12 protein-coding genes are annotated in these 11,169 nt (G+C 62.1%); 5 read left to right on the top strand and 7 right to left on the bottom strand.

The genetic code is table 11. The annotated features are described in order from the left end of the window. The first annotated feature begins 33 nt into the window (after positions 1-33). Entirely contained in the window at positions 34-498 is a 465-nt protein-coding gene (bfr, locus tag N4T19_RS00285; RefSeq protein ID WP_116925234.1) for a bacterioferritin, read from the top strand. 325 nt (positions 499-823) lie between these two features. On the opposite strand, the gene N4T19_RS00280 is transcribed toward bfr, so the two are convergent. Continuing rightward, positions 824-1,501: a 7-cyano-7-deazaguanine/7-aminomethyl-7-deazaguanine transporter gene (locus N4T19_RS00280; RefSeq protein WP_116924958.1), complete on the bottom strand. Its 678-nt coding sequence runs from the start codon at positions 1,499-1,501 to the stop codon at positions 824-826. 269 nt (positions 1,502-1,770) lie between these two features. On the opposite strand from N4T19_RS00280, the gene N4T19_RS00275 reads away from it, so the two are divergent. Further along, a complete protein-coding gene (locus N4T19_RS00275; RefSeq protein WP_116924957.1) occupies positions 1,771-2,064 on the top strand; it encodes a hypothetical protein in 294 nt (97 codons plus the stop codon). A 284-nt stretch (positions 2,065-2,348) separates the two neighbouring features. Here N4T19_RS00275 and N4T19_RS00270 read toward each other — a convergent pair whose 3' ends face one another. The 6 genes from N4T19_RS00270 to N4T19_RS00245 form a co-directional block, all read right to left on the bottom strand. Next, positions 2,349-2,798, bottom strand: coding sequence for a hypothetical protein (locus N4T19_RS00270; protein WP_116924956.1), 450 nt, complete (start codon positions 2,796-2,798; stop codon positions 2,349-2,351). 225 nt (positions 2,799-3,023) lie between these two features. After that, positions 3,024-5,609: a bifunctional aconitate hydratase 2/2-methylisocitrate dehydratase gene (gene acnB, locus N4T19_RS00265; RefSeq protein ID WP_260719153.1), complete on the bottom strand. Its 2,586-nt coding sequence runs from the start codon at positions 5,607-5,609 to the stop codon at positions 3,024-3,026. 70 nt (positions 5,610-5,679) lie between these two features. After that, positions 5,680-6,273, bottom strand: coding sequence for a hypothetical protein (locus tag N4T19_RS00260; protein ID WP_116924954.1), 594 nt, complete (start codon positions 6,271-6,273; stop codon positions 5,680-5,682). Between the two features lie 53 nt (positions 6,274-6,326). Further along, a complete protein-coding gene (locus tag N4T19_RS00255; protein WP_116924953.1) occupies positions 6,327-7,313 on the bottom strand; it encodes an HpcH/HpaI aldolase/citrate lyase family protein in 987 nt (328 codons plus the stop codon). Between the two features lie 12 nt (positions 7,314-7,325). Then, complete coding sequence (gene tam, locus N4T19_RS00250; RefSeq protein WP_116924952.1) at positions 7,326-8,114, bottom strand: trans-aconitate 2-methyltransferase; 789 nt, start codon at positions 8,112-8,114, stop codon at positions 7,326-7,328. A gap of 16 nt (positions 8,115-8,130) precedes the next feature. Beyond that, positions 8,131-9,117, bottom strand: coding sequence for a malate dehydrogenase (locus N4T19_RS00245; RefSeq protein WP_116924951.1), 987 nt, complete (start codon positions 9,115-9,117; stop codon positions 8,131-8,133). A gap of 277 nt (positions 9,118-9,394) precedes the next feature. On the opposite strand from N4T19_RS00245, the gene N4T19_RS00240 reads away from it, so the two are divergent. The 3 genes from N4T19_RS00240 (at position 9,395) to sdhD (ending at position 11,168) form a co-directional block, all read left to right on the top strand. Beyond that, positions 9,395-10,189, top strand: coding sequence for a GntR family transcriptional regulator (locus N4T19_RS00240; protein ID WP_021026923.1), 795 nt, complete (start codon positions 9,395-9,397; stop codon positions 10,187-10,189). A gap of 135 nt (positions 10,190-10,324) precedes the next feature. After that, a complete protein-coding gene (sdhC, locus tag N4T19_RS00235; protein WP_182345270.1) occupies positions 10,325-10,759 on the top strand; it encodes a succinate dehydrogenase, cytochrome b556 subunit in 435 nt (144 codons plus the stop codon). A 43-nt stretch (positions 10,760-10,802) separates the two neighbouring features. After that, positions 10,803-11,168, top strand: a complete 366-nt coding sequence (gene sdhD, locus N4T19_RS00230; protein WP_133858580.1) for a succinate dehydrogenase, hydrophobic membrane anchor protein — start codon at positions 10,803-10,805, stop codon at positions 11,166-11,168. The last annotated feature ends 1 nt before the right edge of the window (position 11,169 follow it).

Genomic DNA, 11,169 nt, shown 5'->3' with positions numbered 1-11,169 from the left:
GCAGGCTTCGCAAACTCACCCGAGAACAAGAACATGCAAGGCCATCCCGACGTCGTCGACTACCTCAAGGACCTGCTGCGTGGCGAATTGGCCGCACGCGACCAGTACTTTGCCCACTCGCGCATTTACGAAGACCAGGGCTTTACCAAGCTGTTCACCCGCCTGGACCATGAGATGCAGGAAGAGACCCAGCATGCCGACGCACTGCTGCGCCGCATCCTGATGCTGGGCGGCCGCCCCGATATGCGCCCCAAGGAATTCACGCCCGGCGCGACCGTGCCCGAGATGCTGCAAAAGGACCTGGACACCGAATACGAAGTGCGTGCCGGCCTGCGCCAGGGCATGGAACTGTGCGAGAAGCACAGCGACTATGTTAGCCGCGACATTCTGCTGGCCCAGCTGCGCGACACCGAAGAAGACCATGCCTACTGGCTGGAAAAGCAACTCGGCCTGATCCATATGATGGGCCTGCCCAACTACCTGCAAAGCCAGACCTGATTGGTACGGCGCCGTGCGCCACCAAAGCGCACCGCCCCATGCATAAGGCCGCCAGATTTGATTCTGGCGGCCTTTGTTATTGCGGCATGTAGCTTAGAACCTGTTCAAAGTCTCCTCGCGCCGCGACAGTGTCTTTGCGAGATGGGATGCGAGGGGGGCGCCCAGCCGCGCAATACCGCAGCAATAGCCCGGCTATTGCGAGGATTTGCAACGACGCAGACCGCTCCCTAGCCGGGCGCCCCTTCCCGGGCAGCGCAAAGCCACTGTCCCTGCGGGTTGGAGTGAAATCGGGCGATTTCTGCGCGCTGGCACCTGCCAAAGGCTCTCAGGATGCCGCAGCAGGCGCCGCCGGCATGCGCATCGAGCGCACCAGCGCGGCCAGCACCACGCCATAGGCGGGCACAAACAGCAGCAGGCTCACCGCCAGCTTGATCACATAGTCCACCAGTGCGATCTCCACCCAGTTGGCGGCCATGAAGGGGTCGGCACTGCGCCAGAAGGCGATGGAGAAAAAGGCAGCAGTATCGAGCGCCTGGCCAAACACCGAGGCGGCAGCGGGTGCCATCCACCAGGCGTGGCTCTTTTGGCGAATGCGGTCAAACACCTGGATGTCGAGCAACTGCCCCAGCACATAGGCGGCAAAGCTGGCCAGCGCAATGCGGAAGACAAAACTGTTGAAGGTCTGCAGCGCCTCCCAGCCATTGAAGCGCCCTTCATGAAAGATGACGCCAACGATATAGGACACCAGCAGCGCTGGCAGCATGGCGCGGGTGATGACGCGGCGCGCCTCAGCCTTGCCAATGAGACGCACGGTCAGGTCGGTGGCCAGAAAGATAAAGGGAAAGCTGAAAGCCCCCCAGGTGCTGTGAAAACCCAACAGCGAGATGGGCAGCTGCACCAGGTAGTTGCTGGCAATGACGATGGCGATATGGAAGGCCACCAGCAAGGAGAGATAGAAGGGCACGCGCGAGACAGGGGTCTGCACGGCATGAGCGGAGTTCATGACATTCCTTTTTGGTCAATGGGGGCGAGGGAACCCATGGCTACGAAAAGTGGCCCAGGAACAATGCGGCGTTCCCAGGCACAAGGGGCCCGTATTGTATACGCGCTGCGCAAACCCGGGTGGCCACTGGGCCCAAGGCCGCCCCACCCGCTTTGCCAGCGCAGCGCAGCCGACACACACATTCAGTGACTATCGCGATAAAAAAACTGTACAAATAAACAGTTAGCAGGGATACTAGACACTGTTTATTTAAACAGTCACCCTAATCTATGGAAGTCTCTACCCCGATCGCCATCAGCCTGCAGGATTGCCACGGCATTGATCCCGCCCTCAAGCACCGCGCAGAAGCGCGCTTTGCCAGAGAGATCGGCAAGTTTTTCCCCGATCAACAAGACATGCGCGAAGCCCTGAGTGCATTTACCGATGCCGCCGAAGGCGGTGAGATCTCCGCCCAGCAAGAGGTGCTGGCACGCGCCTGGCTCAAGGCCTTTGACAAGGCGCGGCAGGCGGGCTTTCAGGGGATTGGCGTGGAAGAGGCGTACTTCGACGTGCGCCTGGGCTAGGGACCCTCTGCAAAACTCCCTGCCGTGGTCTGAACGCGGTCTCGGGCGATCCGCTGCGTTGCCTTCCTCGGCAATAGCTACGGCTATTGCCTTCAAAAGACGCCTTGCGTCTCATCCCGATCCACGCCCATCCCGCTTGGCGAGGGTTCTGCAGAGGATCCTTTGGCGACACGGCCCTGGCGGCCTGGGCAGCCTGGCTTTACAGGCTGCTGCAAGGCTTCAGATTGGTTAGCCCCACAAAGGCTGGACGTTTGGAGTTTGAGCGCCCTGCCCGCTCCGCTCTATCAGCGCGCGCAGCTGAGCGATTCGCGCCAGCTGGGCTCCGTCACCATGCGCTTTTGCGACTGCAAGGTATCGCGGCAGAGGTTTTCCAGGGTGCTGCGGTTGCCCGGGTCATTCCAGTCCCAGGGGCTGGTGCCGGCAAAGGCCAGCGCTTGCTGCGCGCGCGGGCTTTGGCTGCGCACATCCTGCTCGATGCCCTGGTGCGCGGCCAGAAAATCGGCGCTGCTCTGGGCAATGTCTTCGGGCAGCAAGAAGCCCGCGCTTTCGCAGCGCTGCACCTGGTACCAGTTGTCCAGCGCATACATCACCGCGCCGTCGCAAGGCGTCGCCTGCGCAGTTGTCACCTCGGCAGAGGCTGCGCTGTCCGTGGCGCCACTCTGCACCTGCGCCAGGCTGGCACTGGCCATCACACCAGGCACCAGCAGCGCCACCACATATTTCCACATCGTCATCGGACTCATTTCTCCAGTCGGGCATTTCAAAACTTGGGCGCGCAAACCTGGCGCAGCCAGGCCCGCGGGCGCACAGGCGCCAGCCTGCGGCCAGCGAACATTGTGCATACCTCAGTTTTTTCTGCACGACGCAGCATGCATACCCCACGCAAATGGCGTAAAAAAACCCGCCGAAGCGGGTTGCAAGGGCAGAGGCTGCAAACCCCTGCACGCAGGCCAAAAGGCTTAGATCTTCTCGGCAACCTCGGCGTATTCCGAGATTTCGTTGAAGTTCATGTAGCGGTATACGGAGGCCTTGTCGGCATCGATCACGCCCATTTCCTGGAGGTACTCTTCCTTGGTGGGCAGCTTGCCGATGCGCGATGCGATCGCGGCCAGCTCGGCCGAGCCCAGGAACACATTGGTGTTCTTGCCCAGGCGGTTGGGGAAGTTGCGGGTCGAGGTCGAGATGACCGTCGCGCCTTCGCGCACCTGGGCCTGGTTGCCCATGCACAGCGAGCAGCCGGGCATTTCGGTGCGGGCACCGGCGGTACCAAAGGCAGCGTAATGGCCTTCCTTGATCAGCTCGCTCTGGTCCATCTTGGTGGGCGGTGCCACCCACAGCTTGACGGGGATGTCACGCTGGCCGCCCAGCAGCTTGGCTGCAGCGCGGAAGTGGCCGATGTTGGTCATGCACGAGCCGATGAAGGCTTCATCGATCTTGGTGCCGGCCACTTCGGACAGGAACTTGGCGTCGTCTGGATCGTTGGGGCAGCAGACGATAGGCTCCTTGATGTCGGCCAGGTCGATCTCGATGATGTGCGCGTATTCGGCGTCCTTGTCGGCTTCGAGCAGCTCGGGCTTGGCCAGCCAGGCTTCGACCTTCTCGATACGGCGCTGCAGCGTCTTGGAATCGGCATAACCGTCGGCGATCATGTTCTTCATCAGAACCACGTTCGAGGTCAGGTATTCCTTGATCGGCTCGGGGTTGAGCTTGATCGTGCAGCCAGCGGCAGAGCGCTCGGCGGACGCGTCGGACAGCTCGAACGCTTGCTCGACCTTCAGGTCCGGCAGGCCTTCGATCTCCAGGATACGGCCGGAGAACTCGTTGATCTTGCCGGCCTTGGCGACGGTCAGCAGACCGGCCTTGATCGCGTACAGCGGAATCGCGTGCACCAGATCGCGCAGGGTCACGCCCGGCTGCATTTCGCCCTTGAAGCGCACCAGCACCGATTCAGGCATGTCCAGCGGCATCACGCCAGTGGCAGCACCGAAGGCCACCAGGCCCGAGCCTGCGGGGAAGGAAATGCCGATCGGGAAACGGGTGTGCGAGTCACCGCCGGTGCCCACGGTATCAGGCAGCAGCAGGCGGTTGAGCCAGCTGTGGATCACGCCGTCACCAGGACGCAGGGCCACGCCACCACGATTGCTGATGAAGTTGGGCAGTTCGCGGTGGGTCTTGACGTCCACGGGCTTGGGGTAGGCGGCCGTGTGGCAGAAGGACTGCATCACCATGTCGGCGGAGAAGCCCAGGCAAGCGAGGTCCTTGAGCTCATCGCGGGTCATCGGGCCCGTGGTGTCTTGCGAGCCCACGGTGGTCATGCGCGGTTCGCAGTAGGTGCCTGGGCGCACGCCCTGGCCTTCTGGCAGACCGACAGCGCGGCCGACCATCTTCTGCGCCAAGGTGAAGCCGGCCTTGGATTCGGCAGGCGCCTGGGGCAGGCGGAACACGGTCGATGCGGGCAGGCCCAGCGCTTCGCGGGCCTTGGCGGTCAGCGAGCGGCCAATGATCAGGTTGATACGGCCGCCGGCGCGCACTTCGTCAAACAGCACATCGCTCTTGAGCTGGAACTCGGCAACGGTCTCACCGTTCTTGAGGATCTTGCCGTCGTAGGGCAGCACGTCGATCACATCGCCCATCTCCAGCTTGGAGACGTCCACTTCAATCGGCAGCGAGCCCGAGTCTTCCTGGGTGTTGAAGAAGATCGGAGCGATCTTGCCGCCCAGGGTCACACCACCAAAGCGCTTGTTGGGCACAAAGGGAATGTCCTGGCCGGTGGCCCAGACGATGGAGTTGGTTGCCGACTTGCGCGAAGAACCGGTGCCGACCACGTCGCCGACGTAGGCCACCAGGTGGCCCTTTTTCTTCAGGTCGTCGATGAACTGCATCGGGCCGCGCTTGCCGTCTTCTTCAGGCTTGAAGGCCGCGTCAGGACGCGTGTTCTTCAGCATCGCGAGGTAGTGCAGAGGAATGTCGGGGCGGCTCCAGGCGTCTGGCGCAGGCGACAGGTCGTCGGTGTTGGTCTCGCCGGGCACCTTGAACACGGTGACGGTGATCTTCTTGTCGACTTCGGGGCGCGAGGTGAACCACTCGGCGTCGGCCCAGCTTTGCATCACTTCCTTGGCCTTGGCATTGCCGGCCTTGGCCTTGTCCGCGACGTCATTGAAGAAGTCGAACATCAACAGCGTCTTCTTGAGCGCATCGGCAGCCACGGCGGCCACTTCTGCGTCATCAAGCAGCTCAATGAGCGGATGTACGTTGTAACCACCCACCATGGTGCCCAGCAGCTCGGTGGCCTTGGCCTTGGAGATCAGCGCCACTTTCAGGTCGCCATGTGCCACGGCTGCCAGGAAGGAAGCCTTGACCTTGGCGGCATCGTCCACGCCTGGCGGCACGCGGTGGGTCAGCAGATCGAGCAGAAATGCTTCTTCACCGGCAGGCGGGTTCTTGATCAGCTCGATCAAGTCAGCGACCTGCTTGGCATCCAGCGGCAGTGGGGGGATGCCCAGAGCGGCACGCTCAGTCACATGGTCGCGGTAGGCTTTCAACATACGTTCTCCGGTTCTCTATTTCAATGGTGGGGCGCTCGCAAGGCCTCGGGCAGTCGCGCCGCTGTTCTTATCAGCGGCCGTTGCCTTCAAACAGTGCGGCAGGTGGGTTTTTCTTGATGGCTTCGGCAACCTGGTTTTGCTCAGGGCTCATGCATTCGTCGGCCAGGCGCTGACCGAGCTTGCGGTTGATCAGCATCGACTTGTTGGCCACTTGCAGCCACATGGCGCCAGCGTGCTGGTCTTCCAGGCGGATGGTGCCCGTCGAGGTGGCCACCGGGGCCATGTGGTACTTGAAGCCCTTGCCTTCAACGAAGAAGTAGCCGGGGTTGACCGAGTCCTTGGCGATATTGATCGAGGCACCCAGCTCGCAGCTGATGCGGCCTTGGTAGACCTGCTCGGCAATGGCCAGCTCGGCGGGGGTCAGGGTCTGCTGGGCAGGAATGGACGCGGCCGCAGCGGCTGCGCCGGCACCAGCGGCAACCGCTGCGCCCTTTTTGGCGGTGGACGCACGCTTGGCAGGGGCCTTTTTGGCCGGTGCCTTCTTGGCGGCGGTGGTTTTGGCAGCCACTGGCTTGGCCGCCTTTTTCTCTTGCGCCTGCACGCTGCCCATGGACAAGGTCAGCGCAGGCACCAGGACCAACAAAGAAATCACGCGATTTTTCATAACAACTCCCGCGATACAACGCAAGAAACAGGAAAAGGGCTGGACCCGGATGGTTACAGCCACTCCCGCACTGTACCCGGCAACGGACAACCCGTCTGCGCGGCACGCTCCAAAATTTGCCAAAAGTAACGATAACTTGCACGGTCATGCAAGACGCCGTCGACGCTGATCGGTGCCCATTGCGCGTCCGCCGCCGCCCGCACAATACGGGCCGCTTCATCGACCTGGCTCTGCGTGGGCGCGAAGGCCTGCAGGATGGGGCGGATCTGCGCGGGGTGGATGCTCCACATGCGGGTGTAGCCCAGCTCGCCGTAGGCACGGCGGGCCGCCTGCTCCATCGCATCGGGGTTCTTGAACTCGGTCACCACGCAGTGCGAGGGCACCTTGCCGTAGGCGTGGCAGGCGGCTGCGATCTCCAGCTTGGCGCGCAGCACCAGCGGATGCGTGAACTGGCCTTGCACGCCCATCGCGCTCGAGGGGATGGCGCCGCCATGGGCAGAGACAAAATCCATCAGGCCAAAGCTGATGCTTTGCACGCGGGGGTGGGCCGCAATCTCGAAAGCGCGGTGCACCGCCTGGGGCGACTCGATCAGCGCATGCAGCGGCACCGGGGTGCTGGTGGCCGCTTGCAGCAAGCGGTCGACCTGGTCGATGTCATCGACCGACTCGACCTTGGGCACCATGATGTGGCAGAGCTGCTCGCCCGCCTCACCGGCGATGGTGGCGATATCTTCGGCCAGCGCGGCGTGGTCGGCCGCATGCACGCGGGCAGCAACCCGGGCGCCGGGCGCGGCGTTCTTGGCCAGCGACGCAACCAGCCGGGCATGGGCCTTTTCCTGGCCGACGGCCGCGCCGTCTTCGCAGTCCAAGGTCACATCGAACACGCAGCGGCCAAACTCTTGCATCATCTGTGCCTGCAAGGCCAGGCTTTTGCGCATGCGGTCTTCCACACCGCTGTAGTGGTCGCAGACCGGCAGTGCCAGGGCCCCAGACTGGGCGCCCAGCAGTACCTGTGCGGGATGGATGGCGGAGACACTCATGGCTACTAATCGTCAGATGGGGCGCTTGGCCACCAAAAACAAGCGGGGAAAGGCCAGCAGGCGCTGGCCATCGCTGCGCAGGCCGTAGGCGGCATCGATGCGGCGGGTGTACTCGGCCACAAAGCTGGTTTGCAACTCGGCACGCAGAGGCTGGAGAAAGGGTCTCAGACCCGTGCCACGAACCCATTGGACAATCGCCTCCGCACTGTCCATTGGGTGCTGGTACGCCGTACGCCAGGCATCCACCTGCGCACCACGGGCCAACACATCGTAGTAATCATTCAAAGACAGCAAATCCGTGCGCAAGGCATGCGGATCGCCGATTTCTGCAGCCCAGGGCTGCAGCGCTGCCACCTCACGCATCAGGCGGTGGGTGGGCTCATCGCGGTTGTCGGGCATCTGCACGGCCAGCACACCACCGGGGGCCAACATGCCCATCAAGCGGGGCAGCAGCTGCGCGTGGCCCGGCACCCATTGCAGGGCCGCATTGGCAAAAATCAGGTCGGGCAAACGCCCGTTGTGCAGTGGAGCCTGCCAGTGGGCGATGTCGCCCTGCTCAAAATGCACCTGCGCAAGACGCTGGCGCGCAGCGGCCAGCATGTCTTGCGACTGGTCGATACCCAGCACCCGTGCCTGCACGAAGCGCTGGGCCAGCAGCTCGGTGGAATTGCCCGGCCCGCAACCCAGATCCACCACATAGGCGGTATCGCTGGGCAGGGCCACGCGCGCCAGCAGTTCGGCGGCCGGGCGCGTGCGCTCGTCCTCGAACCGGCTGTAGAGCTGGGCATTCCATGCAAGCATGCGGATCGGCCTTGGATTACAGCAGGTGCTTGACGCCGTCTTGCTCGCCTTGCAGCTCAGCCAGGGTCTTGTCGATGCATTCTTGCGAGAACGCGTCGATTTCCAGACCTTCGACGATCTTGTATTCGCCGTTTTCGGTGGTCACGGGGAAGCCGAAGATGATGCCCGCTGGGATGCCGTATTCGCCGTTCGAAGGCACGCCCATGGTGACCCATTCGCCCGCCGAGCCCAGGGCCCAGTCACGCATGTGGTCGATGGCGGCATTCGCTGCCGATGCAGCCGACGACAGGCCACGAGCGGCAATGATGGCGGCGCCACGCTTGCCCACGGTAGGCAGGAACACGTCCTTATTCCAGGTCTGGTCGTTGATCGCGTCCTTGACCGACTTGCCGTCCACGGTCGCGAAACGGTAGTCAGCGTACATGGTGGGCGAGTGGTTGCCCCAGACGGTCAGCTTGCGGATGTCGCCGACCTTGAAGCCAGCCTTGGCAGCCAGTTGCGAGGCAGCGCGGTTGTGGTCCAGACGCAGCATGGCGGTGAAGTTCTTCGCTGGCAGGTCGGGAGCCGACTTCATCGCGATGTAGGCATTGGTGTTGGCAGGGTTGCCGACCACCAGCACTTTGACGTTGCGCGAAGCGACAGCGTTCAGGGCCTTGCCCTGGGCGGTGAAGATCTGGGCATTGGCAGCCAGCAGGTCAGCACGCTCCATGCCTGGGCCGCGAGGACGGGCACCCACGAGCAGCGCGTAATCGGTGTCCTTGAAGGCTTGCAGCGGATCGCTGTGGGCTTCGATACCGGCCAGCAGCGGGAAAGCGCAGTCTTCCAGCTCCATGATCACGCCCTTGAGCGCGTTCTGTGCCTTCTCGTCAGGAATTTCCAGCAGTTGCAGGATGACAGGCTGGTCCTTGCCCAGCATTTCGCCCGAAGCGATGCGGAACAACAGGGCATAACCGATTTGACCAGCGGCACCGGTGACGGCGACACGTACGGGCTTCTTGCTCATGGGAAAACTCCAGAAAATAGAAATGAGGTGTCCAAGCAGGCCAGCATCGGAGAGGGTGTCAAACGACTGGAATCAGCGATCGGGATCCCCCGATGGCAGGTCTGTAAACAGCGCGTAAGTGTACTCTTGAACAGATCACTCAGTCAATTTGTCTTATGTCTTATATAAGATATGATTGACCCCGGATGCGCTATACAATGCGCGCTGTAAATTTGAACCGTTGGATGTCACATCCACTGTGACACCTGAGAGATTGAATCTCTCCCAAGACAAGCGCATGACATCTTCCACCCCCAATGCAAACGACACCGGAATCACGTCCGCTGGCGACAGCGTGGGTGGTGCGACCCCGGCATTCAGCCCCCTCTACCAACAAATCAAGGGCCTGATCCTGCAAAGCCTGGAGGCCGGCGCCTGGAAACCGGGCGAGATGATCCCCAGCGAGATGGAGCTGGCCGCCCGCTACCGCGTCAGCCAAGGCACCGTGCGCAAGGCCATCGACGAGCTGGCTGCCGACAACCTGCTGCTGCGCCGCCAGGGCAAGGGCACCTTTGTGGCCACCCATGCCGAGCGCAATGTGCAGTACCGCTTCTTGCGTCTGCTTCCGGACAGCGGCGACCTCAACGAAGAAGGCCCGGCACAGCGCAACATCATCTCCTGCCGCAGCATCAAGGGCGCCAGCGAGATCTGCAAGCTGCTGCAGGTACCCACGGGCGAGTCGCTGATCCATGTGCGCCGCGTGCTGGTGTTTGCCGGCATTCCCACGATTGTCGAAGACATCTGGCTGCCCAGCAGCAGCTTCAAGGGCCTGACGGCCGAGCAGATGCGCGACTACCCCGGCGCCACCTATGCGATGTTCGAGGTGGAGTACGGCGTGCGCATGGTGCGCGCCCAGGAAAAGCTGCGTGCCGTGCTGCCCGATGCGGCACAGGCCCAATTGCTCGATATCGACGGCCAGACCCCCCTGCTGAGCGTCGAGCGTGTCGCTTACACCTATAACGATGTTCCCATGGAATTACGACGAGGTCTTTATCGGACGGACACCCACCATTACAGCAATACCCTGAGCTAATGCACCGGTCAAGTCTGAGTAGTCACCACGGGGTTAAAGAGAAACCCTTAGACCTGCGCGCTGCATTGCAATAAAATTTTGCAGGTTTGAGCCTAGCGATTACATAGCAGTTACATCCACGAAAGATTTCACACCATGACAGATACCACGAAGAAGCGGCCTGAGTTTCGCAATATCAACCCCATTTCGGACCTCACCACCTACCGCTTGCCGGTAGCAGCCAAGCTGTCGATCCTGCACCGCGCCAGCGGCCTGGTGATGTTCTTCCTGCTGCCCTTTGTGGTCTGGCTGCTCGACACCTCGATCTCCTCCGAATTCTCCTACGCCCGCTTCACCGCCGCCTTCAACACCGGCGCCGGTATTTTTGCGGGCTGGTTCATCAAGCTGGCCGTGCTGGCGCTCATCTGGGCCTACCTGCACCACTTCTGCGCTGGCCTGCGCCACATCTGGATGGATGTCTCGCACAAGTCGGTCAACAAGGAATTCGGCAAGAGCTCGGCCATAGTCTGCTTTGCCATCAGCCTGGCGCTGACCGCCATCCTGGGTGCCAAGCTGTTTGGCCTGTACTGATCGCCCGCGACTGCATTTACTGATAAATAAGAAAGGATTCCCCATGTCCGTCAATTACGGCTCCAAACGCGTCGTGACCGGTGCGCACTACGGTTTGCGCGACTGGCTGGCCCAGCGCATCACCGGCTTGCTGATGGCCTTGTTCACCGTGGCCCTGCTGGCCCAGGTGCTGATGATCAAGGGCCCCATCGGCTACGAACAGTGGGCAGGCATCTTCTCCCACCAGTGGATGAAGTTCATCACGGTGGGCACCCTGGTGGCCTTGGCCTACCACGCCTGGGTGGGCATGCGTGAAATCCTCATGGACTACGTCCAGCCCGTCGGCCTGCGCCTGGTGCTGCAGATTTTTGTGTTGGTCTGGCTGGTGGGCTGCCTCGGCTGGGGCCTGCAGGTTCTGTGGCGTCTGTGAT

The organism is Comamonas squillarum, from assembly GCF_025309455.1.
GTDB lineage: Bacteria > Pseudomonadota > Gammaproteobacteria > Burkholderiales > Burkholderiaceae_C > Comamonas > Comamonas squillarum.
This window is presented reverse-complemented; position numbering and strand designations above follow the sequence as displayed.

Bases quoted from the DNA above. Each gene is read 5' to 3' on its own strand.
- bfr (WP_116925234.1), top strand. From the start codon at position 34: ATGCAAGGCCATCCCGACGTCGTCGACTACCTCAAGGACCTGCTGCGT.
- N4T19_RS00280 (WP_116924958.1), bottom strand. From the start codon at position 1,501: ATGAACTCCGCTCATGCCGTGCAGACCCCTGTCTCGCGCGTGCCCTTC.
- N4T19_RS00275 (WP_116924957.1), top strand. From the start codon at position 1,771: ATGGAAGTCTCTACCCCGATCGCCATCAGCCTGCAGGATTGCCACGGC.
- N4T19_RS00270 (WP_116924956.1), bottom strand. From the start codon at position 2,798: ATGACGATGTGGAAATATGTGGTGGCGCTGCTGGTGCCTGGTGTGATG.
- acnB (WP_260719153.1), bottom strand. From the start codon at position 5,609: ATGTTGAAAGCCTACCGCGACCATGTGACTGAGCGTGCCGCTCTGGGC.
- N4T19_RS00260 (WP_116924954.1), bottom strand. From the start codon at position 6,273: ATGAAAAATCGCGTGATTTCTTTGTTGGTCCTGGTGCCTGCGCTGACC.
- N4T19_RS00255 (WP_116924953.1), bottom strand. From the start codon at position 7,313: ATGAGTGTCTCCGCCATCCATCCCGCACAGGTACTGCTGGGCGCCCAG.
- tam (WP_116924952.1), bottom strand. From the start codon at position 8,114: ATGCTTGCATGGAATGCCCAGCTCTACAGCCGGTTCGAGGACGAGCGC.
- N4T19_RS00245 (WP_116924951.1), bottom strand. From the start codon at position 9,117: ATGAGCAAGAAGCCCGTACGTGTCGCCGTCACCGGTGCCGCTGGTCAA.
- N4T19_RS00240 (WP_021026923.1), top strand. From the start codon at position 9,395: ATGACATCTTCCACCCCCAATGCAAACGACACCGGAATCACGTCCGCT.
- sdhC (WP_182345270.1), top strand. From the start codon at position 10,325: ATGACAGATACCACGAAGAAGCGGCCTGAGTTTCGCAATATCAACCCC.
- sdhD (WP_133858580.1), top strand. From the start codon at position 10,803: ATGTCCGTCAATTACGGCTCCAAACGCGTCGTGACCGGTGCGCACTAC.